Genomic DNA, 26,128 nt, shown 5'->3' with positions numbered 1-26,128 from the left:
CGCCTCAGGCGTCGAACAGCCCCTGGTGCTGCTCCCGCAGCAGCTTCTTCTGCACCTTGCCCATGGTGTTGCGCGGCAGCTCCGGCGCGATGAACACGCGCTTGGGCACCTTGAAGTTGGCGATGCGGCCCTTGAGCGCGGCCACCACTTCGTCGGCCTGCACGGTGGCGCCGGCCTGGGGCACCACCACCGCCACCACCGCCTCGCCGAAGTCGGGGTGCGGCACGCCGACCACGGCGGATTCCGCCACGCCCGGCAGTTCGTTGATCACCGACTCGATCTCCGCGGGGTAGACGTTGTAGCCGCCGCTGATGATCAGGTCCTTGCTGCGGCCGACGATGGTGAGGTAGCCGTCGCTGTCAAAGCGGCCCACGTCGCCGGTCTTGAACCAGCCGTCGGCGGTGAACTCCTCGCGTGTCTTCTCCGGCATGCGCCAGTAGCCGGCGAACACGTTGGGGCCTTTCACCTGGATATGGCCGATCTCGCCCGCGGGGCAGGGCTGGCCCTCGTCGTCCTGCACCCGCACCTGCACGCCCGGCAGGGCGGGCCCCACCGTGCCGCCCTTGCGCGCCTGCGGGCCGGCGAGGTAGGGGTTGGAGGTGAGCATGATGGTCTCGCTCATGCCGTAGCGTTCCACGATCGTGTGGCCGGTGCGCTGGCGCCAGGCATCGAAGGTGTCCACCAGCATGGGCGCCGAGCCGGACAGGAACAGCCGCATGCTGCTGCAGGCCTGTCGCGTGAGGCTGTCCTCGGCCAGCATGCGCACGTACAGGGTGGGCACACCCATGAACACGGTGGCTTGCTTGAAGCTCGCGATCACCGCGCGCGGCTCGAACTTCGAGAACCAGATCATCTTGCTGCCGTTGAGCAAGGCGCCGTGGCACGCGACGAACAGGCCGTGCACATGGAAGATCGGCAACGCATGGACCAGCACGTCGCCGCCTTGCTCGGGGGTTCGCCAGCCCCAGAAGTCCTTCAGCGTGCGCGCGTTGCTCAGCATGTTGCCGTGGCTGAGCATCGCGCCCTTGCTGCGCCCGGTGGTGCCGCTGGTGTAGAGGATGGCGGCCAGCTCCTCGGGGCCGCGTTCGGCGGGCTGGTGCTGGTCGCTGTGGTGTGCCGCGCGTTCGAGCAGGCTGCCGCTGCGGTCGTCGTTCAGGCTGAAGACGTACTGCGTGCCGGCCTTGAAGGCGATCTTGCTCACCCAGCCGAAGGCCTTGCCGGAACACACCACCACCGCCGGTTCGGCGTCACCGATGAAGTACTCGATCTCGGCCGACTGGTAGGCGGTGTTCAGCGGCAGGTAGACGAAGCCGGCGCGCAGCACGGCCAGGTACAGCATCAGCGCCTCCACCGATTTCTCGGTCTGTACCGCAACGCGCGCGCCGGGTGGCAGATCCAGCGATGCCAGCAGGTTGGCGATCATCGCGGTGCCGCGCTCCAGGTCGCGCCAGGTGTAGCGGTGCGGTGCGTCGGGGCCGTCCGCGGTTTCGATGGCAATGGTGTCCAGGTCGGCGGGAAAGCCGGCGCGCAGGGCGGCAAACAGGTTGTGGTTCATGGCTTGGCGAAGCGCGGCGGGCGCTTGTCGAGGAAGGCGCTGATGCCCTCCCGGTGTTCCGGATGGTCGGCGTAGCTGAAGTGCATGCGGCGCTGCGCCGGCGTGAGCGCGGCCTCGGCGATCTGGCGCAAGGTGCGTTTGTTGATGCGCGCGGCGTTGGGTGACAGTGCCGCGATGCGCTGCGCGGTGGCCTGCGCTTCATGGGCCAGCTCGGTGGCCTCCACCACACGGTTGACCAGGCCGCGCGTCAAGGCCGTTGCCGAGTCCAGCAGGCGGGCTTCGAGCAGCAGCTCGCGCAAGGTGGCGGCCGGCACCACCCGGCCCAGCGCCAGCAACTCGCCGGGCGCCATCGGAAAGCCGAGCTTGGCGATCGGGATGCCGAAACGCGCGGAGTGCGCCGCGATGCGGATGTCGCAGCAGGCGGCGACCTCCAGCCCGCCGCCCACGCAGGAGCCGTCGATCCGCGCCACCAGGGGAATGTCGCAGCCGAGCAGCGCGCCCAGTGCCGGCGCGACCACCTCTTCGTGGTAGTCGCGCAGGGCCGCTTCATCGAAACGAAAACGCGGGAACTCCTCGATGTCGGCACCGGCCGCAAAGTGCCCGCCGTCGCCGCTCAACAGCACAGCACGCGGCGCTTCTTCGGGTGCCTGCGCCTGCAACTGCTCGAACAGGCTTCGCAGCGCCTTCCACATCGCGATGCTGATCGCGTTGTGCTTGCCGGGGTTGGCCAGGCGCACATGCAGCACGCCATGCGCATCGACCGGCTCGTGCAGCACCTCGCCGCTCATGGACGCGCCCGCATCAATCGAGGGTGGCGCCGGAGGCTTTCACCACCTCGGCCCAGCGGCGGGTTTCACTGCCCACGAACTTGCCGAAGGCGTCGCCGTAGAGGTTGGGTGTGTCGGTGCCCAGGGCGGTCCAGGCCTCCTTCAGCTCCGGTGTGTTGAGTGCCTTGTTGAGCTCTGCCTGCATGCGCTCGACGATCTCCTTGGGGGTGCCCTTGGGCGCCCACAGTCCGTACCAGGTGGCGACCTGGTACTGCGGCAAGCCCATCTCCTTGGCCGTGGGCACGTCGGGGAAACCGGGCGCGCGCTTGTCGGACGCCACCGCCAGCGCCTTGATGCGCCCGCCCTTGATGTGGTTGGCCGACGAGCCCAGGCCGTCGAACATCATGTCGACCTGGCCGGAGATCAGGTCCTGCAAGGCCGGGCCGGCGCCGCGGTAGGGAATGTGGGTGATGAAGGTCTTGGTCTGCAGCTTGAACAGCTCGCCCGCCAGGTGGTGCGAGGTGCCGTTGCCGGCCGAGCCGTAGTTGAGCTTGCCGGGGCTGCGGCGCACCAGCTCCAGCAGGCCCTTCAGGTCGTTCACCGGCACACGCTGCGGGTTGATCACCACCACCTGCGGCACGCTGGAGATCAGCCCGACCGGGATGAAGTCGGTCTCCAGGTTGTAGTCCAGCTTGCGGTACATGGCCGGCGCGATCGCATGGTGCACCGCGCCCATGAAGAAGGTGTAGCCGTCGGGTGCAGCCTTGGCAGCCACCGTGGCGCCCACCGTGCCACCCGCGCCGCCCTTGTTGTCGATGATGAACTGGCGCCCGAGGTGGCGCGTGAGCATGGCGGTGAGCGGCCGCGCGAAGGCGTCGGTGCCACCGCCTGCAGGAAAGGGCACGACCACGGTCACCGGCCGGCTGGGCCAGGCGCCCTGCGCGCCCGCCCAGGGCGACGCGAGTGCGGCCGCGCCGGCGGCCAGCGCGCGGCGCCGGGAAATCGAAGGTGTCTGGGTCATGGCTGTCTCCTGTCGGGTTGGGCCCGTCGGTCGCGGGCGTGTCAGAGTCGTTCGGCTTCTTCAGATCAGCTTGGCGACGGCGCGGGAATGGGCCACCTCGCCGGCGACAAACGCCTCGTGGTGCGCTTCCACCTCGTCCAGGTCGTAGAGGTAGTTCACCATCAGGCCGAAGGACTGCTTCAGCCCCTTGCGCGACAGGTCGGCATGCAGGTTCAGCCGCTCGAGCCGGGCGCCGTTGTCAAGGTGGAAGCGGGCCACTGGGTCGCCCTGCGGCCCGCAGGTGTTGTGCACGAGATGAAACGCAGCCAGGCGCAGCAGCGCCTGTTGTGCGTCTTCCGGCAGCGCTGCCAGTCGGGCCGGCTGGGACAGCACGCTCCAGTCGCCACCGCACTGCTGCTGCAGCAAGGCGTGCGCGCCAATGAGCCGCCCACGCACCGCCGGTTTCACCGTGTCCGGCACGGTCATCTCGGCCTCCCGCGCCAGCCATGCGGCCAGGCTGGGAATTGGCGACAAGGTGCAGAAGCAACGCAACTGCGGCCATTCGCGCTGCAGCTCCTCGGCCACGCGCTTGATCAGGAAGTTGCCCAAAGACACGCCGCGCAGCCCGGGCTGGCAGTTGCTGATGGAATAGAACGCGGCCACCTTGTAGGTGCTGGGCCCCAGCGGCTGCGAGCGCTTGTCGATCAAGGGCGCGATGGCGGCGGGCATCTGCGGCAGCAGCGCCACCTCCACGAAGATCAGCGGTTCGGACGGCAGCTGCGGATGGAAGAAGGCAAAACAGCGGCGGTCCGGCTGCAGCCGCCGGCGCAGGTCGTCCCAGCCATCGATCTCATGCACCGCTTCATGCCGGATGATCTGTTCCAGCAGCTGGGCAGGCGAATCCCAGTCCACCCGGCGCAGCTGCAGGAAGCCGGGGTTGAACCACGACGACAGCAGGTGCAGCAGGTCGGCTTCCACCGAACGCAGCTCCGGCTGGCGCGGCAGCCGTTGCAGCAGCGCATGGCGCATGCGCACCAGCGACGCGGTGCCGCCGGGGGCTCGGTTGATGCGCCGCATCAGCTCCTGGCGTGGCGGCTCCGCCAGCCGCGTCAGGCGGATCAGGTTGTCGGCGTTGGGCTGTTCGGCATAGGCCTGCGCCACCTGCAGCACCGCCGCGGGATCAGGGCTGAACTCGCGCGACAGGTGCTCGAAGAAGGGCTGCTGCTGTTCGGCGGGCAGGCTGCCCAGGCGTTCGACCAGCCCCTTGGCGATGGCCACGCTGTTGGCCTCGCCGCGTTCGGACAGCAGGCGCCGGCAGTCCAGCAGCAGGCTGCGCAGGGCGCGGTCGTCGGTGAAGCGGCGGGCGGCGGATTTCAGCTCATCCAGCATGGCGCTCGCCCTCCGGCTGGTCCTGGTGAAGCTGGCGCAGCGCCTGCAACTGCGCCATCAGGTGGTCGTGCATGACCTGTTCGGCGTGTGCCGCATCGCGTGCCAGCAGGGCGGCCATGAAATCCCGGTGCTCGGCGATGGACGCTTCCAGCCGGCCGGGCCACTGCAGCTGCCGGCCGCGCAGCAGCCGCATGAAGCCGCGCAGGTCGTTGGTCACCCGGTCGAGCCAGCGGTTGCCCGCGGCGGCCTGCACGCCGGTGTGGAACAGGTGGTTGACCCGGTAATACGCTTCGATGTCCTTGGCCGCTGCATGCCGCTCCAGCTGCTCGTGCAGCACTTGAAGGGCGGCCACCTGTTCGTCGGTGGCCTTCTGCACCGCCTCCAGCGCGCAGCGCGCCTCCAGCAGGGCCATCACCGGAAAGAGCTCTTCCGCGTCGGCCTCGGACAGCTCGGTGACCCTGCAGCCGCGCCGCGGCACCAGCTCCACCAGCCCTTCGGCTGCCAGCACCTTGAGCGCCTCGCGCAGGGGCGTGCGGCTGATGCGCCATTGCGTGGCCAGGGCCAGCTCGTCGATCCATTCCCCGGGCGCCAGCTGGCGCTCGAACACCATGGTGCGCAAACGTGCGGCCACCTCCTCGTGCAGCGAGGCGGGGCGCAGGGGGGTGGGGTCGACCATGGGCCAACTCTAAGCCGATAATCAATAATTACAGCCACTCGAAAACCCGCGACGCGGTGCCGACCGCCACCGACCGCCCGAGTTCCTGTGGTCGATGCGGATAGGCGTCAGCCACCGGCCGGGTAGAGTCCGCAGGCTGCACTCCATGGCCGCCACTCCCGAACTTCTCCCGCCCACCTTGCCGTCCGACGCCGACGGCCTGCTGCAGCTGGCCGCGCAGTCGATGTTCGACGTGTTCGCGCGCACCGCGCAGGGCATGATGGTCGTCGACCGGGCGCACCGCATCGTGTGGATCAGCGAGGGCTACAAGCGCTTCCTGCCGGCGCTGGGCCACTCGGAGTCCGACTTCGTCGGCCGCCGGGTGGAGGAGGTGGTGCCCAACACCATGATGGCCCAGGTGATCGAGACCGGGCAGCCCATCCTCGTGGACCTGCTCACCAACCAGGCCGGCACCTTCCTCGTCAGCCGGCTGCCGCTGCGCGATGCGCAGGGGCAGGTGATCGGCGCGCTGGGCCTGGTGCTGATGGACCACCCGGAAACCACCATGCAGCCGCTGATGACCAAGTTCAGCCGGCTGCAGCGCGAGCTGGAGGACGCACGCAAGCAGCTCGCGGCCCAGCGCCGGCCCAAGTACACGATGGCCAGCTTCATCGGCACCAGCACCGCCGCGCTGGAGGTCAAGCGCCAGGCCCGCCGCGTGGCCGGCACCGACAGCACCGTGCTGCTGCTGGGCGAAACTGGCACCGGCAAGGAGCTGCTGGCCCACGCCATCCATGCGGCCTCGCCGCGCGCCAGCCGGCCCTTCATCGGCGTGAACATCGCCGCCGTGCCCGAGACGCTGCTGGAGGCCGAGTTCTTCGGTGTCGCGCCGGGGGCCTACACCGGCGCCGACCGCAAGGCGCGCGACGGCAAGTTCAAGCTGGCGGACGGCGGCACCCTGTTCCTCGACGAGATCGGCGACATGCCGCTGGCGCTGCAGTCCAAGCTGTTGCGGGTGCTGCAGGAGCAGGAGGTGGAGCCGCTGGGCTCGAACCAGGTGTTGAAGGTCGATGTGCGGGTGATCGCCGCCACCAGCCGCGACCTGGCCGCCATGGTGGCCGACGGCCGCTTCCGCGCCGACCTGTACTACCGCCTCAACGTGCTGCCGATTCGCCTGCCGGCGCTGCGCGAGCGCCTGTCCGACCTGGAGGCGCTGGTCGATGCGCTGGGCGACGACATTGCGCGCCGCAGCGGCATGCCGCACCGCTCGGTGAGCGCGGAGGCGCTGGAACTGCTGGCCCAACAGCCGTGGCCGGGCAACATCCGCGAGCTGCGCAATGTGCTGGAGCAGGCCAGCTTGATGACCGACGACCTGCACCTCACGCCGGCGCACTTTGCCACCGTGTTGCCCGGGGCTCTGGTGGAGCCCGACGCCACCGCCAGCGGGGCCGCAGTGGCGCCGGCGAGCCCGTCCGCCGCCGCCACCAGCGAGGCGGCCTTGCGCCCCTTGCCGGAGCAGGTGGCGGAGCTGGAGCAGTCCGCGATCGCAGCGGCCTTGCGGGCCACCGGCGGCAACCGGGTGGCGACCGCGCGCCTGCTGAAGATCTCCCGGGCGGCGCTGTACGAAAAATTGGCCCGTTATCCAGGGCTGCGTTGAGCCGCGGCGCGGCCCGGCCTCGATCTACCGAGTGTCTGGAGTGTCTGAAAAGTGGACGCTCGTCCAACGGGCGGACGGGCCAACTGTCCGAACTCCAGGCATTGGCCGTGCCCCGACCCCTCGAAACCGCCTCCCGCACCGCGATTTTGAGGGTTTGCACTGAGCTGGTGCGCGTGGCACGCGACTTGCGCTGAACGGGCTCCATGCCGGCGGATTGCCGACCGGCGCACAACGGAGACACGCCCCATGCCCACTTCGCGACGCTTCAGCCTCGCCGCCACCCTGTCGGCCGCCGTCCTGGCCACCCTTGCCAGCCCCGCCACCTGGGCCGCCGGAAACGAGATCCGCATCGCCCACGTCTACAGCAAGACCGGCCCGCTCGAGGCTTACGGCAAGCAGACGCAGACCGGCTTCATGATGGGCCTGGAGTACGCCACCGGCGGCACCATGACCGTGGCCGGCAAGAAGCTGGTGGTGATCGAGAAGGACGACCAGGGCAAGCCCGACGTGGGCAAGGGCCTGCTCGCTGCGGCCTATGGCGACGACAAGGCCGACATCGCCGTCGGGCCGTCGTCCTCCGGCGTGGCGCTGGCGCTGCTGCCGGTGGCCGAGGAATACAAGAAGATCCTGCTGGTGGAGCCGGCGGTCGCCGATGCGATCACCGGCGACAAGTGGAACAAGTACATCTTCCGCACCGGCCGCAACAGCTCGCAGGACGCGATCTCCAACGCGGTGGCCATGGACAAGCCCGGCGTGAACATCGCGATGCTGGCGCAGGACTATGCGTTCGGCCGCGACGGCGTGAAGGCGTTCAAGGAAGCCCTGAAAACCGCCAAGATCGTGCACGAGGAGTACCTGCCGCCGAACACCACCGACTTCACCGCCGGCATCCAGCGCCTGGTGGACGCGCTCAAGGACAAACCCGGCCGCAAGGTGATCGAGGTGGTGTGGGCCGGCGGCACGCCGCCCTACAACGCGCTGGCCGCGCAGGAGCTGCAGAAGCGCTACGGCATCGAGGTGGCCACCGGCGGCAACATCCTGCCGGCCATGGCCTCGTACAAGAACTTCCCTGGCATGGAAGGCGCCACCTACTACTACTTCGGCATCCCGAAGAACCCGGCCAATGAGTGGCTGGTGGCCAACCACTACAAGAAGTTCCAGAACCCGCCCGACTTCTTCACCGCCGGCGGCATGAGCGCGGCCATCGCGATCGTCGAAGCCCTGAAGAAGACGAACGGCGACGTGGACACCAACAAGCTCATCAAGACCATGGAAGGCATGAGCTTCGACACACCCAAGGGCAAGATGACCTTCCGCAAGGAAGACCACCAGGCCATGCAGTCGATGTACCACTTCAAGGTGAAGGTGGACCCGGCGTTCCCCTGGGGCGTGCCCGAGCTGGTGAGCGAGATCAAGCCAGAACAGATGGCTGTGCCGATCCGGAACAAGCGCTGAGGCGCTTGTTTCGGTCGGCACTTCGCGCCCGCACGTTTCGCTCCCCCGGGCCCCCTCCAGGAGGGGGTTCCAGCTTGAACTGGTAGGGCTGCGCCCTTTTCGACCCGAATGACAGAGTGACCCCCGGAACGCACCGGGGGCGGAGGGATGTTTTTCCTCTCAACGTCAAAGGAGACAAGTCGATGAAGTGGAAGATCCTCGGTGCCCTTGTGGGCCTGGCCGTTGCGTGCAGCAGCGCGCCTGCGGCCGTGGCCCTGCCGCAGCTCAATGTGGACAAGACCAAGATCAGCGTGTCGGGCCTGTCCTCGGGCGGCTTCATGGCCAACCAGCTGGGTTATGCCTACTCGTCCACCTTCATGGGCGTGGGTGTGTTTGCCGGCGGCCCCTACATGTGCGCGGGCCACAGCAACTACACCGCGTGCATGTACAACGCCAGCATCAGCCCCAGCATGCTGAGCACGATGCAGGCCGACATCAACAACTGGAGCGGCACCGCCAACGACTCGAAGGCCAACGTCGCCAACCAGAAGATCTACCTCTTCGTCGGCACCAGCGACTCCACCGTCGGCCCCAACCCGATGAACGCGGTGCAGACCCAGTACACCAACAACGGCGTGCCCGCCGCCAACATGGACTACGTGCAGCGCGCCGGCACCGCGCACACCTTCCCCACCGACTTCGATTCCACCGGCAACAACGCCTGTGGAAGCACGGCCTCGCCCTACATCAGCAACTGCGGCTACGACGGCGCCAAGGCGGTGCTCACCAAGATCTATGGCGCGCTGAACCCGCGCAACAACGCGCCGGCGGCGGCCAACTACATCGAGTTCGACCAGACGCCGTTCACCAACGGCAACCCCGGCATGGCAGCCACCGGCTGGGCCTATGTGCCGGCCAGCTGCGCGGCGGGCACGCAGTGCAGGCTGCACGTGGCGCTGCACGGATGCCAGCAGAGCACCGACAAGATCGGCACGCAGTTCGTGAAGAACAGCGGCTACAGCCGCTGGGCCGACACCAACAACATCATCGTGCTGTTCCCGCAGGCCAAGGTGGACAACACCCCCCACAGCACACCGGCCAGCGGCATGGTGGCCAACCCCAACGCCTGCTGGGACTGGATCGGCTGGTACGGCAGCAACTTCGCGCAGAAGGCCGGCACGCAGACCAAGGCGATCAAGGCCATGGTGGACCGCGTGGCCTCCGGCTCAGGGCAGGGCGGCGGCCTGCCGGCGCCGGCGAACGTGAACACCTCGGGCGCCACCGACACCAGCATGGTGATCGGCTGGAGCGCGGTGGCCAATGCCAGTGGGTACAACGTCTACCGCAACGGCAGCCAGGCCAACGGCGCCAAGGTCACCGCCACCAGCTTCACTGACACCGGCTTGAGCCCGGGCACCACCTACAGCTGGAGCGTGGCGGCGATCGACAGCGCCGGTGCGGAGGGCGCGCGCTCGGCGCCGGTGAGTGGCACCACCACGGGCGCGGCGGCCACCTGCTTCACCGCGAGCAACTACGCCCACACCACCGCCGGCCGCGCCCACCAGTCGGGCGGCTACGCGCTGGCCAACGGGTCCAACCAGAACATGGGGCTGTGGAACATCTACACCATCACCACGCTGAAGCAGACTGGCCCGAACTACTACGTGATCGGCACTTGTCCTTGAACGCCTGCACCCATGCTTGAGACACGCGACCTCACCATCCGCTTCGGCGGCCACGTGGCGGTGGACCACGTGTCCTGCGCGTTCGCGCTGGGTACGCTCACCGCCATCGTCGGCCCCAACGGCGCCGGCAAGACGACCTACTTCAACCTCATCTCCGGCCAGCTGCCGGCCAGCGAGGGGCAGGTGCTGTTGAACGGCGAAAACCTGTCGTCGCTGCCGGCGCCGCTGCGCACGCGCAAGGGGCTGGGCCGCGCGTTCCAGCTCACCCAGCTGTTCCCCAACCTCACGGTGCAGGAGAACGTGCGCCTGGCGGTGCAAGCGCGGGTGCAGGGCCGCGAGCGGACAGGGCTGGATCTGTTCCGGGTGTGGCTGGACCGCACCACCTGGATCGAGGAGGCACGCGCGATCCTCAACACCGTGCGGCTGCTCGACAAGGCGGAGGCGCATGCCGCCAGCCTGCCACACGGTGACCAACGCAAGCTGGAGGTGGCGCTGCTGATGGCGCTGGACCCGCAAGTGTTCATGTTCGACGAACCCACCGCCGGCATGAGCGTGGATGAGGTACCGGTGATCCTGGACCTCATCCGCGCGCTCAAGGGCCGCAAGGACCGCACCATCCTGCTGGTCGAACACAAGATGGATGTGGTTCGCGAGTTGGCGGATCGGATCATCGTGCTGCACAACGGGCAGTTGGTGGCGGATGGGGAGCCTGCCGCGGTGATTGCTTCGCCGGTGGTGCAGCAGGCGTATCTGGGAACCATGCCGGAGGCTGCGTGAATTTGCCGAGAGTGAGCGAGGCAAAGGCGTGGGCGGGCAGCCGTCGGCGCTTCATCTGCTTGCCCTCGCTGCGCGAGGGTTCCCTGCGATGCTCGGCATTGCGGCTTCGTGGCTCAACTCGCTGCGTTCACTTCGTTCACTGCGCTCAAACAGTCGCCACGAGTCAGTGGTTGAAGCGCGCTGCACGCGCAGCCGCAATGCCTGCGCTTCTCGGCTTCGCAAGGCGCGCCGCCGTCTGCCCGCCCACACCTTCGCCCGTTGCGCTCGTTGTTTTCGCTGAAACGCGAACAGCCAGTGATGGATCGAGCGGCAGGCGGTGCCCGGCGGGCGCGACCTTGGGGCGACGAGAAGCGCAGGGCGAAGGGCGGCGCGCGCAGCGCGCTTCAAGCACTGACTCGTGGCGACTGTTTGAGCGCAGTGAGCGAAGCGAACGAAGCGAGTTGAGCCGCGCGCTCTTCGACCGAGCATCGCAGTGGAGTCGGCGCGCAGCGCCGACCGCACCAGAGAGAGCGCCTGACGGGTACCGCCTGCCGCGACCCGCTCGCACCAACACATGAGTAAGCCCATGGCGAACCTTCTAGAACTCAAAGGCGTCCACACCCACATCGGCGCCTACCACATCCTCCACGGTGTGGACCTCGCCATTCCCGAAGGCCAGCTCACCATGCTGCTAGGCCGCAATGGCGCGGGCAAGACGACCACCCTGAGAACCATCATGGGCCTGTGGCAGGCCAGCCAGGGCACGGTGCACTTCAAGGGCCGGCAGATCGGCGGCCCGGGCGGCCAGCTCGCCACGCCGCTGATCGCCGAGGGCGGCATCGCCTACGTGCCGGAGAACATGGGCATCTTCGGTGACCTGTCGGTCAAGGAGAACATGGTCCTGGCTGCCCGCAAGGCACGCACCGCCGACGACCTGGACACCCAGCGGCTGGAGTGGATCTTCGGCCTGTTCCCCGCGCTGAAGAAGTTCTGGCTCTACCCGGCCGGCAAGCTGTCGGGGGGGCAGAAGCAGATGCTGGCGGTGGCCCGTGCGATCGTGGAGCCGCGCTCCCTGATCCTGATCGACGAGCCGAGCAAGGGCCTGGCGCCTTCGATCATCCAGAACCTGATCTCGGCCTTCAACGAACTCAAGCGCCAGCAGACCACCATCCTGCTGGTCGAGCAGAACTTTGCCATGGCCAAGGCGCTGGGTGACCGCGTGGCCGTGATGGACGACGGCCGCGTGGTGCACACCGGCAGCATGGCCGAGCTGGCGGGGGACGAGGCCCTGCAGCAGCGCCTGCTGGGCCTGTCGCTGGCCACGCATCAATGAGGAAGAGGGCGGCATGAACACCACCGTGAGCACCACACCGGCGGCACCGGCCGCCAACAGCCCGGTAGCGGGGGCGCAGGCCATCCCGAAGTCCCAATTCGACTGGAAGCCGCTCGGCCTGCTGGCTGCCCTGGCGCTGGCGGCGCTGCCGCTGGTCGGCAGCCCGTCCACCTGGATCACGCTCACGATTGCCGGCCTGGCGATGGGCCTGATCGTCTTCATCATCGCCTCGGGCCTCACGCTGGTGTTCGGCCTGATGGACGTGCTGAACTTCGGCCACGGCGTGTTCATCGCCTTCGGTGCCTTCGTGGCCACCAGCGTGCTGGGCGGCATGACCGGCTGGACCACGTCGCCTTCGCTGTGGGCCAACCTGGTGGCGGTGTTCGCCGCGATGGTGGTGGCCATGAGCGTGACCGGTGCGCTGGGCCTGGCCTTCGAGCGTCTGATCGTGCGGCCGGTGTATGGGCAGCATCTGAAGCAGATCCTCATCACCATGGGCGGCATGATCGTGGGCGAGGAGCTGATCAAGGTGATCTGGGGCCCGCAGCAGATTCCGCTGCCGCTGCCCGAGGCGCTGCGCGGCGCGGTGTTGATCGGCGATGCGGCGGTGGAGAAATACCGGCTGCTCGCGGTGGTGATCGGCCTGCTGGTGTTTGCCGGCCTGCTGTATGCGCTGAACCGCACCAAGGTCGGCCTGCTCATCCGCGCCGGCGTGCAGGACCGCGAGATGGTGGAAAGCCTGGGCTACCGCATCCGGCGCCTGTTCATCGGCGTGTTCGTCGCCGGCTCGGCGCTGGCCGGCCTGGGCGGGGTGATGTGGGGGCTGTACCAGCAGACCGTGGTGCCGCAGATCGGCGCCCAGGTGAACGTGCTGATCTTCATCGTCATCATCATCGGCGGCCTGGGCTCCACGCTCGGCTGCTTCGTGGGTGCGCTCGCAGTGGGCTTGCTCGCCAACTACACCGGCTTCCTTGCGCCCAAGGTGGCGCTTTTCTCCAACATCGGCTTGATGGTCGCCGTGCTGCTGTGGCGCCCGCGCGGCCTCTACCCCGTCACGAACCGCTGAACGGTGCACCTCATGCTGAACCGTCTTCTGTCCCATGACCTCCCCAAGAGCCGCTGGCTCGCCGCGGCGCTGGTGCTCATCGTGCTCGGCCTGGCCGTCGCGCCATTCCTCTTCCCCGGCAGCAAGGCACTCGGCGTGGCGGCCAAGATCCTGGTGTTCATCCTGCTGGTGGCCAGCTACGACCTGCTGCTGGGCTACACCGGCATCGTGAGCTTCGCGCACACCATGTTCTTCGGCATCGGCGCCTATGGCGTGGCCATTGCGAGCACGCGCATGGGCGAGGGCTGGGGCAGCGTGCTGGTGGGGCTGGGTGGTGCGCTGGTGGTGGCGCTGCTGCTGTCGCTGCTGATCGGGCTGTTCTCGCTGCGGGTGAAGGCGATCTTCTACGCCATGATCACCCTGGCGGTGGCCGCGGCGTTCCAGACCCTGGCTTCGCAGCTGTCGGACTTCACCGGCGGCGAGGATGGTCTCACCTTCCGCAACCCCGAGTGGCTGTCGCCCTCGTTCGAGCCCTTCGAGAACCCGCTGCTGGGTGTCACGGTCGACGGCAAGCTGATCACCTACTACCTGCTGTTCGTGGCGGTGGCGCTGCTGTTCCTGCTGCTGCTGCGCATCGTGAACTCGCCGTTCGGCCGCGTGCTGCAGGCGATCCGCGAGAACGACTTCCGCGCCGAGGCGATCGGCTTTCGCACCGTGGTGTACCGCACCTGGAGCAACGTGCTGTCGGCGCTGTTCGCCTGCGTGGCGGGTGCGTTGCTGGCGCTGTGGCTGCGCTACACCGGGCCAGCCACCACGCTGAGCTTCGAGATCATGCTGGACATCCTGCTGATCGTGGTGATCGGCGGCATGGGGACCATGTACGGCGCCATCGTCGGCAGCGTGCTTTTCGTGCTGGCGCAGAACTACCTGCAGGACCTGATGAAGCTGGCCTCCGAGGCGGTGGCCGGTGCTACCCACAGCGTGCCGGTGCTCGCGGAGCTCATCTCGCCCGAACGCTGGCTGCTCTGGCTGGGCGTGCTGTTCGTGCTGTCCGTCTACCACTTCCCCAGCGGCATCGTCGGCCGCCTGCGGCTTCCCAAACGCTGAGACTGATGTGCCTCGCCCCGGGGCATCGCGGGGCAATGTCCAAGAACGATCACAGGAGACAGTTCCATGCAAGCCCGTATCACCGTCATTGCCGGCGCCGTGGCGCTCGCGGCCGCCGCCTCGGCCGGCCACGCCGCGCCCTCGGCCCACGCTCCCTTCAATGTGAAGCCTCTGTGGCTCACCCAGCTGCGCACTGCCGCCTACGACGGCGTCACCGATGACCTGCTCACCGCCGGCCTGGGCAAGACGGGGCTCACCTCCGCGGTGCCGCCGGCCTATGCCGACCCGCTGCACCCCACCGCCACCGAGCTGCGGCGTGCGGCCATCTACAACAACTACCGCGCGCTCATCGATCCCACGCCCGCCGGCGGCTTCGGCCGCTTCTACGGCCCCAACGTGGACGCCGCGGGCAACGTGACCACCAGCGAAGGCAAGATCGCCGGCACCGAGTACATCGCCTACACCGACGACGGCACCGGACGGCGCAACGTCACGCTGATGGTGCAGCTGCCCGCGAGCTTCGACCCTGCCAACCCCTGCATCCTGACCGCCACCTCCTCCGGCTCGCGCGGCATCTATGGCGGCATCTCCACCGGCGAGTGGGGCTTGAAGCGCGGCTGCGCGGTGGCCTACACCGACAAGGGCACCGGCGCTGCACCGCACGACCTGATGGCCGACACCGTGCCGCTGATCGACGGCACCCGCGCCGCCGCCACGGTGGCCGCCAGCACCGCGCAGTTCCGCGCGCCCATCGACGACACCCAGCGCATGGCCTTCAACGCGGCCACGCCGAACCGCTTCGCCTTCAAGCATGCGCACTCCCAGCGCAACCCCGAGAAGGACTGGGGCCGCAACACCTTGCAGGCGGTGGAGTTCGCGTTCTATGTGCTCAACGAACGCTATGGCCGCATCGTGCCCGGCGTGGGCCTGAAGCTGCGCACCATCACGCCGCGCAACACCATCGTCATCGCCTCCAGCGTGTCCAACGGCGGCGGCTCCGCCATCGCAGCGGCCGAGCTGGATACCGAGGGCCTGATCGACGGCGTGGCGGTGGGCGAGCCGGCGATCGAGATGCCGGCCAATCCTGCCGTCGCGGTGCAGCGCGGCGGCGTGGCCGTGCCCACGGTGGCCAGGACGCTGTTCGACTTCACCAGCCTGGCCAACCTGTACCAGAGCTGCGCCTCGCAAGCACCGTCAGTGGCCGGCGCGCCCGGCGCTCCCTTCGTGATCGCGCCCTTTGCGGTGAACCGCTGCGCCTCGCTCAAGGCCAAGGGCCTGCTCGCGGCGGCCACGCCGGCCGAGCAGGCCGAAGAAGCGCTGCAGAAGCTGCGCGGCTATGGCTGGGAGCCGGAGTCGTCGGTGTTGCACACATCGCTGGCCGCCTTCGAGGTGGCACCGGCGGTGAGCATCACCTTCGCCAACGCGCTCGCGCGTGCCAGCGTGGTGGACAACCTGTGCGGCTACAGCTTCGCCGGCACCGACGCGATCGGCGCGCCCGCACCGCTGGCGCCCACCTTGCTGGCCGGCATGTTCGCGGTGGGCAACGGCGTGCCGCCCTCGACCGGCGTGCAGCTCATCAACAACCTGAACCCGGGTGCGCCCTTCCGCGACCTGCTGTCCTTCTCGCCCAGCACCGGGCTGCAGGACTTCAACCTCGACGGCGCGATGTGCCTGCGCAACCTGCTCACCGGCACCAGCGCCGCGGCAGTCAACCTGCAGCGCGGCATCGACGAAACCCGCCGCAACGGGGATCTCCATGGCAAGCCGACAGTGATCGTGCATGGCCGCGCGGATGCGCTGCTGCCGGTGAACCACACCTCGCGGCCGTACACCGCGCTCAACAAGGTGGTGGAGGGCAAGCACTCCAGGCTGGCCTACATCGAGGTGGCCAACGCGCAGCACTTCGACACCTTCATCGGCCTGCCCACCGCGCTGCCGGGTTACGACACCCGCTACGTGCCGCTGCACCTGTACCTCAACCGCGCGCTCGACGCGGTGTACGCCCACCTGAAGACCGGCGCGGCGCTGCCGGCCAGCCAGGTGGTGCGCACACTGCCGCGCGGCGGCACACCTGGCCTGGCGCCGGCACTTGAGGCAGTGAATGTGCCCCCGATCGCCATCACGCCGGCCCCGGCGGACGCGATCACCGTGCAAGGAAACACCCTGGTGGTTCCCGACTGATGCAGCCTGGCCGGCGCGTGGGGCGCCGGCCGGCCTGCCCTGGAGTTTGTGAATGACGTACAGCTCGCACTACCTGCGTTGCGAAGACCGCGAGATCCACTACACCGAGTGGGGCGCCGGCCAGGCCGAGACGGTGATCGCCTGGCACGGGCTGGCACGCACCTGCCGCGACATGGACGACATCGCTCAGCACCTGAGCCAGCGCTACCGCGTGATCTGCCCCGACACGGTGGGGCGCGGGCTGTCGCAATGGGCGCGCGACCCCGACGCCGAGTACCAGCTGAGCTTCTACGTGAAGCTGGCGGTGTCGCTGGTCAACCAGTTGAAGCTCGATCGTTTCCACTGGCTGGGCACCTCGATGGGCGGCGCCATCGGGACGCTGGCCGCGGCCGGCCCGCTGCGCGGCCGCATCCGCCGCCTGGTGCTCAACGACAACGGCCCGCAGCTCGCGCCCCAGGCGATCGGCCGCATCCGCAGCTACGCCGGTGACCCGGCCGCTTTTGCCACCGTGAGCGAGCTGGAGCAGTACTTCCGCACCGTCTACAAGCCCTACGGCTGGCTGAGCGATGCGCAGTGGCGCCGCCTGACCGAAACCTCCACCCGCCGCCTGCCCGACGGCCGGGTGACGCCGCACTACGACCCGCAGATGGTGCGCCAGTTCATCGCCCATCCGAACGACTACGACCTGTGGGAGGCCTGGGACACGCTGGACCTGCCGGTGCTGTGCCTGCGCGGCGAGGATTCCGACCTGCTGCTCGCCGACACCGCCGACCAGATGCGCCAGCGCGGGCCGCGCGCGGTGGTCGTCACCGTGCCCGGCTGCGGCCACGCGCCAGCGCTCAACACGCCGGAGCAGTTTGCGCTGGTGGAGCGGTTCTTCGCGTCGGACGAGCGCTGAGCCCTTCTCTCAGCGGCGGCGCCACACGAACGCGCCCAGCAGCCCCAGCCCTGCCAACCACAACCACGCGACAGATGGCTCGGGAACAAGGGTGACGGACACCTGAGTGTCCGGGCCCCACCTGCCGCCGAGGCTGCCCGCGAAGTAGCCCCAGCTCACCCCGTGGCCGATCGAGCCACCCAGTGAGTCATGCCAGCCGAAACCGGTGGCAGCGCCGAAATCCAATCCCATTGCTGGGGAGTAGCTGAAGCGGCTGAGCTCCGAATGGCTGCCCTCTTCGCACCCACAGCTCGGGTCCGGCCAGAAGACCCATGGCAGCACTTGCGCACCGTTGAGCGTGAAGCCCACGACCTCGTCGAGGCGCAGCACGCCGTCATGGTCGAGGTCTTCGCCGCTGAAGCGGCCGTCAGCGTTGGCATCCTCCGCCCGGGGCTCGATCCAAGGGATGGTGCTGTAAGGCACCATGTCCGTGATCGTGTATTCCCAGGTCGACGCGCTGGCCGGTGCGCCGCAAAAGACCCCGGACAGGCAGAACGTCAACAGCAAGCGTTTCATGGCCGTCCCTCCTTTGTGCTTCCTCGGCGGCCGCGCCACCCGCGGGCGCCCAGCAACCCGACCCCTGCCGCCCACAACCAGGCGGTGGAGGGTTCGGGAACCTGCGTGACGGTGACCAGCGTCTCGGGACCCCACCTAGCCCCGAGGTTTCCTGGAAAGAATGTCTGGGTCACTCCCACTCCGATCTCGCCGCTGAACGTCTCGTGCCAGCCGAAGCCGGTGAGCGCTGCGAAATCAAGCCCAGCGCTGGCCGAGTAGCTGAAACGGTCCAGGCTGGAATGCCGGCCGCCTTCGCAGCTGCATTGCGGATCGTCCCAGTAGACCCAGGGCAGCACCCCCACGCCGCCGAGCGTGAAACTCACCACCTCGTCGAGCCGCAATACTCCATCCTGGTCGAGATCATCCCCACTGAAGCGACCGGACAGAGTGGCGTCCGATGGCCGGGGGTGGATCCACGAAATGGTGCTCCACGGGACCATTCCAGTGATCGTGTACTCCCAGGTGGAAGGCCCGGCCACCGCGGCGCAGCATGCTCCGGACAGGTACAAGGTGGACAACAAGCGCTTCATGGCAACTCCAGTCGATGCGTTCCGCCCGTCGCCCCCTTTGATGCCACTCTAGGTGACGCAATGCCGAATGAAAGTACTCACTTCGGGGGGCGATCGGGTGCATTCATTGCCCGTGGAGCTGCACGCCGCCGGGCATCCTTGGGCCTGGGCGCCGTTTGCTGCAAACGGCGCCCGCGGAAGCCTCAGCGCCCGTTGAGGAAGGACTCCAGCACCGCCTTGCGCCGCGGCAGGAACACATCGTTCAGCGCCGGCGAGATGCGAAAGCGCGACAGCCCCTCCGGGCTGGTCTCGCGCAGCGCCTCGCTGACGTGCACGAACTGCAGCGAGGCCGGCCACACCAGCCCGCCCCCCAGGCTCTTGCCGTTGCTCAGCTGGTGGCAGCCGGCGCAGGACATGGCCATCGAGCGTTCCACCACCTGCGCCGGCGTCAGCGACGACAGCGACAAGGTGAGCTGGCGCTGGATCGCCGCGGAGAAGTTGGGTGACTTGGTGAACTGCGCCGGGTAGTTGCCTTTGGTGGCGTGCTGCTGGTCGCCGTCACCCGCATCGAAGCGGCTGGGCAGCGCGTTGGCATTGAAGGTGTTGATGTCGTTGACCGCCAGGCTGGACACCACCGAGAGGAAGCTGTTGCGGAAATCGGCGCCCTTGGGATGCGCATCGGTCTCGTTGAACAGCTGGCCCGCAGGTGACTGGCCGTTGGGCAGCGCCAGCACCTTCAGCCGGTTGTTCACCAGGCCCAGGCGGTACTCGCGCAGCGCCCAGTTGAACTGCATGAACAGGTTGGTGCGGATCTGGCCTTGGGCGTTGGGCGTGGCAAAGCCGTAGTGTGAAGCCTGCACCACCGGCTGGAAGCCCGGCAGGCCGGTGAAGAAAAAGCTCTTCAGGCGTGAGGCCCGCACCGCCGGGTCGGATACGGTGCTCAGGTCGGCCCAGAACTGCGCCACCGGACGGCAGCCGCTCAGGTCCCGGCCGTTGGGCGCGGGGTTGGGCAGTACGCCTTCGAAGATGATCTGCATGCGGTTGGTGCTCACCGTCACGCCGCTCACCTTGGCATAGGTGATGCGGTACTCGCCGCAGTCGGTGCCGCCTTTGCGCGGGTCGGTGGCCAGGTCGAAGCGGTTCACCACCGCCACCGGCTGGAAGGCATTCGGGCCGCCGTCGGTGGGGTTGGCGCCCACCAGGCTGCCTTCGGCCCGCGGGCAGTCGAACTGGAAGCCGTTGAGCGTCGGGGCGCCGTTGGTGAGCTCGTCGTTGCAGTGGCCGCCCTGGCCGATGCCGGGCGCAGCGTTCTGCAGGTCCATCCACTGGTCGAACAGCTGGCGTGCGCTGATGGAGTTCGGGCTGCCCGCCGCCAGGCGGTTCAGCACGTCGAGGATGGGGAAGGACGAGAGGACCGCCGCCTCGGTCACGATCAGCGAGCGCCGCGGGTCGATGGTCACCGGCGGTGGCTTGCGCAGCTTGATGCCGGCCAGGCTGGGCGTGCTGTTGCCGGCGGACGGTGACGTCGCCGTGGAGGCATCCGGTGCGGCGGCGCCGAGCAGCTTGCCCGACGTGTCCAGCAGCTTGCCGCCCAGGGTGGCGATGTCATCCAACGACAACAGGCCGATGCCATCGCGTTCGGCATGTTTTGCGGCAGCGGGCACGGCGATGAGCGCCAAGGCGACCGCGAGCGCGACTTGACCCAGCCCACCCGAACCGGCCGCACGCCCTTGGCAATCCATCGTGTGTGTCATGACAACCACCTCCAGCGCGCTGCCTCCCGGCCATCGGGAAGCTCGAAGCAAGCAAAAAGAGCGGCAACGGCTGTGCCCCTGAGAGGGGTGACCCCCTCATTCCGGGGGGTGGTCGTGTGAGCGGCGTGCGCCGCTTACAGTGCCACGACATCCACTGCGAAGGAGCATGCATGGAGCCCGGTGTGTTGTGCGGAGGCTGCTTCTGTGGCGCCGTCCGGTACGCGGTGCAGGCGGTGTTCGACGCCGGCTACTGCCACTGCTCGATCTGCCGGCGCATCTCGGGTGCGGGCGCTGTCTGCTGGTTCAGCGTGCGGGAGGAACACTTCCGCGTGACCCGGGGCCATCCGCAGGCGCTGCACTCGTCGGAGCACTTCACCCGCTACTTCTGCGGCGCGTGCGGCACGCACCTGTACGGCACCGACGACCTGCCGCCACCGCCCAAGGTGGGCAGCCGGCTCGTGTCTGCGATGCTGGGCACCTTGGACGAGCCCGAGCTTGTGCCGCCGCGCATCCATCAATGGTGGTCCAGCCGCATGCGGTGGTACGGCGATGCCGCCGGGCTGCCCACCTTCGACACCGGCCGCATCTCGCATCCGGACGAGCGCCCAGTCCGATCCTGACCTGCATCCACACTTCTATCCCCATCGAAGCGTGATGCGCCCGGGCGGTGACCATCGGTGACCGACACCACCGACATGCACCATGCCGCCCGCCCCGAACGCCTCCACGCCAGCTGCCCTGCACGATACCTTCCGCCTCGAAGAAGCCGGCGAGCCCACGCTCGCGCTGCATCTGCAGGCGACCTCAAGCCCTGCGCCCGTGGGTGATGTGCTCTACGTGCACGGATCCACCTTCGGCGCAGACCTGTCGGTCTTCCGGCGTTTCGACGGCCGCTCGTGGGCCGATGAGCTGAATGCGGCAGGCCTGCGGGCCTGGGGCCTGGACTTCGCCGGGTATGGCGCGTCCGACCGCTACCCGGCCGGTGCAGACGACACGCCTGCGGGCCGTCTGCCGCAATGGCTGGCCCAGCTGCAACGCGGCGTTGCGGCGGTGCGCCAGTGCAACGGCGACCGGCCGATCGCCCTGCTGGGTCATTCGTGGGGTGGCTGCGTGGCGACGCAGTACGCCGCCACACGACCGCAGGACGTGCAGGCGCTGGCGCTGTTCGGCCCCATCGTCCTGCGGCACGGGGCGGCCCCGGCGCCCGGGCCGGCCAGTTCGCATCGCCTGGTGTCGCTGCTTGCGCAGTACCGACGTTTCATCGCGGACGTGCCGCGCGGCGAGGAGCAGGTGCTGGACGAGGCGCATTTCGAGGCCTGGGGCGCCGACTGGCTGGCGACCGATCCGCACGCCCATGAGCGGCGGCCGCTCGCCGTGCGGGTGCCCGATGGACCGTCGGCCGAGATCGAGCGCCTGTGGGCCGGCCACTGGGTCTACGAGCCGGGTGGCGTGCAGGCTCCCACGCTGCTGGTGCGGGGCGCCTGGGACTCGCTGTGCAACGACGACGATGCAGCGCGCCTGCTCGCCGCGCTGGGCAGCCGCGACAAGGCCGATGTCTGCATCCCGCGCGCCACGCACCTGATGCACCTGGAGCAGCAGCGCAGCCGGCTGCATGCCGAAGTGAATGCCTTCCTGGCGAGGACGATGCGCTGAAGAACCCGCCGCCTTCAGCGGTGGTGCACGGCCCCGGGCAGCCAGCGCGCCAGCTCCTCGCGCAGGGTGTGCAGCATCAGCGGCTTGCTGAGGTAGCCGTCCATGCCGGCGGCCAGGCACTGCTCGCGTTCGGCGCCCATCGCATGCGCGGTGAGCGCCAGGATGGGGAAGCCCGGCAGCCGGCCCTCGTGCTGCATCTCGCGCAGGCGGCGGCAGGTCTGGCGGCCGTCCATCACCGGCATCTGCACGTCCATCAGCACCAGTTGCGGCGGCTGGGCCAGGCAGGCGCGCAGCGCGGCCTCGCCGCTGTCGGCCACCCGGGCCGGCACGCCCAGCGCCTTGAGGAACTCCTCGCCGATGAGCTGGTTCACCGGGTTGTCTTCCACCAGCAGCACGCCGCCCTGCCAGCCGGGCAGGGGCGCCGGGGCGCTGCCCGGTGGTGGCGGGCTGTGGGGCGTGGCGGCGGCGCCGGCCATTCGCATCAGGTCGCGCGGCGACAGCGGCGCGATGTTGAGGGTGAAACCCAACGCAAGGGCTTCGCGCTCCAGCGCCGGCACGTTCCAGTCGGGCCGCACCAGCAGGTGCATTTCCGCTTGCGGCAGCGCGGCGCGGGCGGCGGCCAGGTTGCTGTCCGGCCGCAGCGCGCGTTCGGACACCAGCAGCAGTTGCGGCTGGTCGGCCAGCGCCAGCCGCCCGGCGTGGGCCACTGCCGCCTCGAGGGTGTCGAAGCCGAGCGAGGACCAGCCCAGGCGGTGCAAGCGCTGTTCGACCCAGCGCGCAATGTGCGGGTTGGGAAACACCAGCCAGGCTCGGCCCGGCGCGGGCATGGGCAGCGGGTCCGGATCGGTGGCCAGGCCGAAGGGCAGGGTGAGGGTGAAGGTGCAGCCCTGGCCCGGCTGGCTGTCCACCGCCAGCTCGCCGCCGAGCGCTCGGGCGAGGCCGCGCGCGATGGAGAGGCCGAGGCCGGCACCACCCTGGCCGCGTGCCGGCAACTCGCCACCTTGTTCGAAGGCCTCGAACAGGCGGTCGCGCAAGGCGGGGTGCAGGCCGGGGCCGGTGTCCTGCACCCGGATGGTGGCCAGGCAGGTGTCGGCGCCGGTGACCACCACTTCCGCGGTAAGCACCAGCTCGCCCGCCGGCGTGAACTTGACCGCATTGCCCAGCAGGTTGGTCACGATCTGGCGCAGCCGCGTCACGTCGCCACGCACCCAGTGCACCGGCCCGCGGTGGTCAAAGCGCACCAGCAGGCCCTTGCTGCGCATCTGCGGCATCACGCCGCGGAACACCGAGGCCAGCGTTTCCGGCAGGTCGAAGGGCTCTTCGTGCAGCACCATCTTGCCGGCCTCCAGGCGCGAGATGTCCAGCAGGTCGTTGGCCATCTGCAGCAGTGCGTGGCCGGCCTCCACCGCCATCACCAGGTGGCGGCGCTGCGAAGGGGTTTGTGCGGCCTGAAGCGCGAGTTCGGTCAGGCCCAGCACGCCATTGAGCGGCGTGCGGATCTCATGGCTCACATGGGCGATCAGCCGGCCCTTGGCCTGGGCGGCCTGTTCGGCCTGGGCGCAGCGGGCCAGCGCTTCGGCCAGTGCGCGCTCCAGCTCGGCGATGCGCGGGTCATCGCTGGCCATCGCAGGCTACCGCCTGAACTTGCCGTCGGGGCCGATGATGGACAGGTCGGCGTACAGCAGGCCGGTGTGGCTCTTCGGGCTGTAGTTCACTTCCAGGCCGCCGATGTTCACCCGGCCCATGGTTTCCAGCGTGTCGCGCAGCTTCTGGCGGCTGGGGCTGGGGCCGGCGCGCTTGAGGCCTTCCACCAGCACCTTGGCGCCGGCATACCCTTCCAGCATGGCGGGCGTGACCTCGGTCATGCCCTTCGCCATGGCCAGGTCGTAGGCTTCCTTCACGATGGGCGCGGAGAGCGAGCGTTCATAGGGGAACACCTGGCTCACGATGGTGCCGCGGGCGTTGTCGCCCATCAGCTTGATGAAACCGCCCGAGGCGTTGTTGGACACCGTGACCACGGTGGCCTTGGAGCCGGCGGCGCGCAGCTGGCGCGTGCCTTCGGCCACGGCGGCGGCTGAGCCGATCATCATGAGCGCCTGCACGTCCAGCTTGGTGGCGCCGGCCACCACCGGGCCGAAGTCCGGCTTGTCCCGGTCCACCTTCAGCACGAAGGCCGCGCGCATGTGCGCCTTGTCGAAGCCACGCAGGGCGCCGGTGGCGCAGTCGGCGCCGAAGCTGTCGTCCGCATGGACCACGGCGATGCGGCTGACGCCGGTGCTGACCAGGTGTTCCACCGCCTTCTCGGCCTCGCGCTGGTAAGGCGCGCGCACGTTGAAGATCCACGGGTTCACCGGGTTGTGCAGCACCATCGCGCCGGTGGAGGGCGCCACCAGCGGCACCTTGTACTGCTCCAGCAGCGGTTTGATCGCCTGTGTGTGGGGCGTGCCGCGGTTCATGAACAGCGCCACCACGTTGTGGTCGGTGATGAGCTTCTTCGCGTTCTCGGCCGCCAGCTTGGGATCGAACTTGTCGTCCAGCGACACCAGCTCGATCTTCTGGCCGTTCACCCCGCCGCCGGCGTTGATGAAGTCGAAATACAGCCTGGCGCCGTCGGTGTTTTCCTTCACGCCCGCCGCTGCCGCGCCGGTGAAGCCGGAGGTCTGGCCGACGACGATCTGTGCGCTGGCCAGCGGTGCGGCCAGGGTCAGGGCAAGTGCGAGAACGAAGCGGTTCATCAAAAGGCCCCTCCAGGTGGCGATGGGTGCAGTCTGGTCAGCCGGCTGCGGTTGCGCAATGTGGGTAACCGCAGCGGCGCGTCAAATGTCACGGCCATTTGCAGCGGCGCGGGCTACCGCGAAGTGATCAGCGATGGAAGCGGCTGTCCGGCCCGATGATCGACAAGTCGGCATAGTCCAGCCCGCCATGGTCCTGCGGGCTGTAGCGCACCTCCAGGCCACCGATGTCCACCTTGTTCATGCCGTCCAGCGCGTCGCGCAGCTTCTGGCGCGTGGGCTTGTTGCCGGCGCGCCGCAGCGCCTCCACCAGCACCTTGGCGCCGGCAAAACCTTCCAGCATCGCGGGTGTCACCTCGCTGATGCCCTTGGCGGCCGCCAGGTCGTAGGCCTCCTTCACGATGGAAGCGGTGGACGAGCGCTCGAAGGGCATCACCTGGGTGACGATGACGCCGCGGCCGGCATCACCCAGCAGCTTGATGAACTCCGGCGACGCGTTGTTGGAGCCGGTGACCACGGTGGCGCGCGAGCCCTTGGCGCGCAGCTGCCGGGTGGCGTCGGCCACGGCTGCGGCCGGGCCCAGGATCACCACGGCCTGGATGTCCAGCTTCATCACGCCCGCCACGATGGCCGACATGTCGGGCCGGTCACCTTTGAACTTCAACAGAAAGGCGGCGCGCTGGTGCGAGCGGTCCAGCGCCCGCAGCACGCCGGCGGCCGCGTCGGCGCCGAAGGGGTCGTCCACATGGGCCAGCGCGACCCGGGTGACGCCGGTGCTCACCAGGTGCTGCACCGCTTTTTCCATCTCGCGCTGGTAGGGTGCGCGGGCCGCGTAGATCCATGGCTGCACCGGGGTGCGCAGCGCCATGGCGCCGCTGGCAGGGGCCACCAGCGGCAGCTTGTGCTCCTCCAGTAGCGGCTTCAGGGCCAAGGTGGGCGCGGTGCCGCTGCTCAGCAGCAGGGCCAGCACGTTGTGCTGGTTGGCCAGCTTCATCGCGTTGTCGATCGCCAGCTTGGGGTTGCGCTGGTCGTCCAGCGACACCAGCTCGATCTTCTGGCCGTTGATGCCGCCGCCGGCATTGACCCGCTCGAACACCAGCTTGGCGCCTTCGGTGTTCTCCTTCACGCTGGCTGCTTCGGCCCCGGTGAAACCGGCGGTCTGGCCGATCACGATCTGGGCCGCGGCCCAGGGGGCGCAGACGCTCAAGGCCACGGCAAGCAGGGTGCGGATCATGGACGGGATACCGGTGGGTAGGACGGCGGGGAGTCTGGCCAGCGATGGTGCCGCCGGCAATGCGGGAAAGCGCAGGTACCTTTGGTGACATCTCCAGCCCGCGTGAAAAGCTGCCGGCAACAGTGCGCGTTTCGGACGCGGAAAACCAAGGGCAAAGGGCCGTCCCTAGAATGTTCGGCCCACCCCGCAG

22 protein-coding genes are annotated in these 26,128 nt (G+C 68.8%); 11 read left to right on the top strand and 11 right to left on the bottom strand.

Features of this window, described 5'->3' with window-relative positions:
- Positions 1 to 4: 4 nt before the first annotated feature.
- From VPH43_RS02955 to VPH43_RS02935, 5 genes are read right to left on the bottom strand one after another with little or no spacing between them, the layout of a single operon-like run.
- Entirely contained in the window at positions 5 to 1,555 is a 1,551-nt protein-coding gene (locus VPH43_RS02955) for a malonate--CoA ligase (protein WP_328576149.1), read from the bottom strand.
- A complete protein-coding gene (locus VPH43_RS02950; protein ID WP_328576148.1) occupies positions 1,552 to 2,343 on the bottom strand; it encodes an enoyl-CoA hydratase/isomerase family protein in 792 nt (263 codons plus the stop codon). Before VPH43_RS02950 ends, VPH43_RS02955 begins: the two co-directional genes overlap by 4 nt.
- A 13-nt stretch (positions 2,344 to 2,356) precedes the next feature.
- On the bottom strand, positions 2,357 to 3,343 hold the full coding sequence (locus tag VPH43_RS02945; protein WP_328576147.1) for a Bug family tripartite tricarboxylate transporter substrate binding protein: 987 nt from the start codon (positions 3,341 to 3,343) through the stop codon (positions 2,357 to 2,359).
- Between the two features lie 60 nt (positions 3,344 to 3,403).
- The gene (locus VPH43_RS02940) at positions 3,404 to 4,711 is read right to left on the bottom strand and encodes a malonyl-CoA decarboxylase (RefSeq protein ID WP_328576146.1); all 1,308 of its coding nucleotides are present in this window, start codon (positions 4,709 to 4,711) and stop codon (positions 3,404 to 3,406) included.
- Positions 4,701 to 5,387, bottom strand: a complete 687-nt coding sequence (locus VPH43_RS02935) for a GntR family transcriptional regulator (protein WP_328576145.1) — start codon at positions 5,385 to 5,387, stop codon at positions 4,701 to 4,703. The genes VPH43_RS02940 and VPH43_RS02935 overlap by 11 nt, the downstream gene beginning before the upstream one ends.
- A gap of 145 nt (positions 5,388 to 5,532) precedes the next feature.
- Between VPH43_RS02935 and VPH43_RS02930 the strand changes: the two genes are divergently transcribed.
- From VPH43_RS02930 to VPH43_RS02890, 9 genes are all read left to right on the top strand, one after another.
- Entirely contained in the window at positions 5,533 to 7,023 is a 1,491-nt protein-coding gene (locus VPH43_RS02930) for a sigma-54 interaction domain-containing protein (RefSeq protein ID WP_328576144.1), read from the top strand.
- A gap of 246 nt (positions 7,024 to 7,269) precedes the next feature.
- Positions 7,270 to 8,478, top strand: coding sequence for a substrate-binding domain-containing protein (locus tag VPH43_RS02925; protein ID WP_328576143.1), 1,209 nt, complete (start codon positions 7,270 to 7,272; stop codon positions 8,476 to 8,478).
- 182 nt (positions 8,479 to 8,660) lie between these two features.
- Positions 8,661 to 10,142 carry an extracellular catalytic domain type 2 short-chain-length polyhydroxyalkanoate depolymerase gene (locus VPH43_RS02920; RefSeq protein ID WP_328576142.1) on the top strand — a complete coding sequence of 494 codons (1,482 nt, stop codon included), beginning with the start codon at positions 8,661 to 8,663 and terminating at the stop codon, positions 10,140 to 10,142.
- Between the two features lie 12 nt (positions 10,143 to 10,154).
- Positions 10,155 to 10,919, top strand: a complete 765-nt coding sequence (locus VPH43_RS02915) for an ABC transporter ATP-binding protein (protein WP_328576141.1) — start codon at positions 10,155 to 10,157, stop codon at positions 10,917 to 10,919.
- A 565-nt stretch (positions 10,920 to 11,484) separates the two neighbouring features.
- Positions 11,485 to 12,231, top strand: coding sequence for an ABC transporter ATP-binding protein (locus VPH43_RS02910; RefSeq protein ID WP_328576140.1), 747 nt, complete (start codon positions 11,485 to 11,487; stop codon positions 12,229 to 12,231).
- Between the two features lie 13 nt (positions 12,232 to 12,244).
- Complete coding sequence (locus VPH43_RS02905) at positions 12,245 to 13,297, top strand: branched-chain amino acid ABC transporter permease (protein WP_328576139.1); 1,053 nt, start codon at positions 12,245 to 12,247, stop codon at positions 13,295 to 13,297.
- Between the two features lie 12 nt (positions 13,298 to 13,309).
- Positions 13,310 to 14,383, top strand: coding sequence for a branched-chain amino acid ABC transporter permease (locus VPH43_RS02900; RefSeq protein WP_328576138.1), 1,074 nt, complete (start codon positions 13,310 to 13,312; stop codon positions 14,381 to 14,383).
- 66 nt (positions 14,384 to 14,449) lie between these two features.
- On the top strand, positions 14,450 to 16,564 hold the full coding sequence (locus tag VPH43_RS02895) for a D-(-)-3-hydroxybutyrate oligomer hydrolase (RefSeq protein ID WP_328576137.1): 2,115 nt from the start codon (positions 14,450 to 14,452) through the stop codon (positions 16,562 to 16,564).
- 52 nt (positions 16,565 to 16,616) lie between these two features.
- Positions 16,617 to 17,462, top strand: coding sequence for an alpha/beta fold hydrolase (locus VPH43_RS02890; RefSeq protein ID WP_328576136.1), 846 nt, complete (start codon positions 16,617 to 16,619; stop codon positions 17,460 to 17,462).
- 9 nt (positions 17,463 to 17,471) lie between these two features.
- Here VPH43_RS02890 and VPH43_RS02885 read toward each other — a convergent pair whose 3' ends face one another.
- The 3 genes from VPH43_RS02885 to VPH43_RS02875 form a co-directional block, all read right to left on the bottom strand.
- A complete protein-coding gene (locus tag VPH43_RS02885; protein WP_328576135.1) occupies positions 17,472 to 18,017 on the bottom strand; it encodes a PEP-CTERM sorting domain-containing protein in 546 nt (181 codons plus the stop codon).
- Positions 18,014 to 18,586: a PEP-CTERM sorting domain-containing protein gene (locus tag VPH43_RS02880; RefSeq protein ID WP_328576134.1), complete on the bottom strand. Its 573-nt coding sequence runs from the start codon at positions 18,584 to 18,586 to the stop codon at positions 18,014 to 18,016. Before VPH43_RS02880 ends, VPH43_RS02885 begins: the two co-directional genes overlap by 4 nt.
- A 182-nt stretch (positions 18,587 to 18,768) precedes the next feature.
- Complete coding sequence (locus VPH43_RS02875) at positions 18,769 to 20,319, bottom strand: hypothetical protein (protein ID WP_328576133.1); 1,551 nt, start codon at positions 20,317 to 20,319, stop codon at positions 18,769 to 18,771.
- Positions 20,320 to 20,489: 170 nt separating this feature from the next.
- On the opposite strand from VPH43_RS02875, the gene VPH43_RS02870 reads away from it, so the two are divergent.
- Both VPH43_RS02870 and VPH43_RS02865 read left to right on the top strand, forming a co-directional pair.
- The gene (locus tag VPH43_RS02870; protein ID WP_328576132.1) at positions 20,490 to 20,939 is read left to right on the top strand and encodes a GFA family protein; all 450 of its coding nucleotides are present in this window, start codon (positions 20,490 to 20,492) and stop codon (positions 20,937 to 20,939) included.
- Positions 20,940 to 21,021: 82 nt separating this feature from the next.
- Positions 21,022 to 21,972, top strand: a complete 951-nt coding sequence (locus VPH43_RS02865) for an alpha/beta hydrolase (protein WP_328576131.1) — start codon at positions 21,022 to 21,024, stop codon at positions 21,970 to 21,972.
- 14 nt (positions 21,973 to 21,986) lie between these two features.
- On the opposite strand, the gene VPH43_RS02860 is transcribed toward VPH43_RS02865, so the two are convergent.
- The 3 genes from VPH43_RS02860 to VPH43_RS02850 all read right to left on the bottom strand — a co-directional run bounded on the left by VPH43_RS02860 (position 21,987) and on the right by VPH43_RS02850 (position 25,938).
- The gene (locus VPH43_RS02860; RefSeq protein WP_328576130.1) at positions 21,987 to 23,597 is read right to left on the bottom strand and encodes an ATP-binding protein; all 1,611 of its coding nucleotides are present in this window, start codon (positions 23,595 to 23,597) and stop codon (positions 21,987 to 21,989) included.
- A gap of 6 nt (positions 23,598 to 23,603) precedes the next feature.
- A complete protein-coding gene (locus VPH43_RS02855) occupies positions 23,604 to 24,707 on the bottom strand; it encodes an ABC transporter substrate-binding protein (protein ID WP_328576129.1) in 1,104 nt (367 codons plus the stop codon).
- 127 nt (positions 24,708 to 24,834) lie between these two features.
- On the bottom strand, positions 24,835 to 25,938 hold the full coding sequence (locus VPH43_RS02850) for an ABC transporter substrate-binding protein (RefSeq protein ID WP_328576128.1): 1,104 nt from the start codon (positions 25,936 to 25,938) through the stop codon (positions 24,835 to 24,837).
- Positions 25,939 to 26,128: the final 190 nt, after the last annotated feature.

The sequence above is a fragment of the Ideonella sp. BN130291 genome (assembly GCF_036231905.1).
Classification (GTDB): domain Bacteria; phylum Pseudomonadota; class Gammaproteobacteria; order Burkholderiales; family Burkholderiaceae_C; genus CAMLIZ01.
Note: the sequence above shows the minus strand (reverse complement) of the source record. Positions and strands in the feature narration are given on the sequence as shown.

What these genes read in the sequence shown, in the direction of transcription:
- VPH43_RS02870 (WP_328576132.1), top strand. Translation starts at nt 20,490, where the DNA reads ATGGAGCCCGGTGTGTTGTGCGGAGGCTGCTTCTGTGGCGCCGTCCGG.
- VPH43_RS02900 (WP_328576138.1), top strand. Translation starts at nt 13,310, where the DNA reads ATGCTGAACCGTCTTCTGTCCCATGACCTCCCCAAGAGCCGCTGGCTC.
- VPH43_RS02855 (WP_328576129.1), bottom strand. Translation starts at nt 24,707, where the DNA reads ATGAACCGCTTCGTTCTCGCACTTGCCCTGACCCTGGCCGCACCGCTG.
- VPH43_RS02920 (WP_328576142.1), top strand. Translation starts at nt 8,661, where the DNA reads ATGAAGTGGAAGATCCTCGGTGCCCTTGTGGGCCTGGCCGTTGCGTGC.
- VPH43_RS02945 (WP_328576147.1), bottom strand. Translation starts at nt 3,343, where the DNA reads ATGACCCAGACACCTTCGATTTCCCGGCGCCGCGCGCTGGCCGCCGGC.
- VPH43_RS02910 (WP_328576140.1), top strand. Translation starts at nt 11,485, where the DNA reads ATGGCGAACCTTCTAGAACTCAAAGGCGTCCACACCCACATCGGCGCC.
- VPH43_RS02895 (WP_328576137.1), top strand. Translation starts at nt 14,450, where the DNA reads ATGCAAGCCCGTATCACCGTCATTGCCGGCGCCGTGGCGCTCGCGGCC.
- VPH43_RS02955 (WP_328576149.1), bottom strand. Translation starts at nt 1,555, where the DNA reads ATGAACCACAACCTGTTTGCCGCCCTGCGCGCCGGCTTTCCCGCCGAC.
- VPH43_RS02925 (WP_328576143.1), top strand. Translation starts at nt 7,270, where the DNA reads ATGCCCACTTCGCGACGCTTCAGCCTCGCCGCCACCCTGTCGGCCGCC.
- VPH43_RS02935 (WP_328576145.1), bottom strand. Translation starts at nt 5,387, where the DNA reads ATGGTCGACCCCACCCCCCTGCGCCCCGCCTCGCTGCACGAGGAGGTG.
- VPH43_RS02940 (WP_328576146.1), bottom strand. Translation starts at nt 4,711, where the DNA reads ATGCTGGATGAGCTGAAATCCGCCGCCCGCCGCTTCACCGACGACCGC.
- VPH43_RS02850 (WP_328576128.1), bottom strand. Translation starts at nt 25,938, where the DNA reads ATGATCCGCACCCTGCTTGCCGTGGCCTTGAGCGTCTGCGCCCCCTGG.
- VPH43_RS02880 (WP_328576134.1), bottom strand. Translation starts at nt 18,586, where the DNA reads ATGAAGCGCTTGTTGTCCACCTTGTACCTGTCCGGAGCATGCTGCGCC.
- VPH43_RS02950 (WP_328576148.1), bottom strand. Translation starts at nt 2,343, where the DNA reads ATGAGCGGCGAGGTGCTGCACGAGCCGGTCGATGCGCATGGCGTGCTG.
- VPH43_RS02885 (WP_328576135.1), bottom strand. Translation starts at nt 18,017, where the DNA reads ATGAAACGCTTGCTGTTGACGTTCTGCCTGTCCGGGGTCTTTTGCGGC.
- VPH43_RS02890 (WP_328576136.1), top strand. Translation starts at nt 16,617, where the DNA reads ATGACGTACAGCTCGCACTACCTGCGTTGCGAAGACCGCGAGATCCAC.
- VPH43_RS02875 (WP_328576133.1), bottom strand. Translation starts at nt 20,319, where the DNA reads ATGACACACACGATGGATTGCCAAGGGCGTGCGGCCGGTTCGGGTGGG.
- VPH43_RS02905 (WP_328576139.1), top strand. Translation starts at nt 12,245, where the DNA reads ATGAACACCACCGTGAGCACCACACCGGCGGCACCGGCCGCCAACAGC.
- VPH43_RS02930 (WP_328576144.1), top strand. Translation starts at nt 5,533, where the DNA reads ATGGCCGCCACTCCCGAACTTCTCCCGCCCACCTTGCCGTCCGACGCC.
- VPH43_RS02860 (WP_328576130.1), bottom strand. Translation starts at nt 23,597, where the DNA reads ATGGCCAGCGATGACCCGCGCATCGCCGAGCTGGAGCGCGCACTGGCC.
- VPH43_RS02865 (WP_328576131.1), top strand. Translation starts at nt 21,022, where the DNA reads ATGCCGCCCGCCCCGAACGCCTCCACGCCAGCTGCCCTGCACGATACC.
- VPH43_RS02915 (WP_328576141.1), top strand. Translation starts at nt 10,155, where the DNA reads ATGCTTGAGACACGCGACCTCACCATCCGCTTCGGCGGCCACGTGGCG.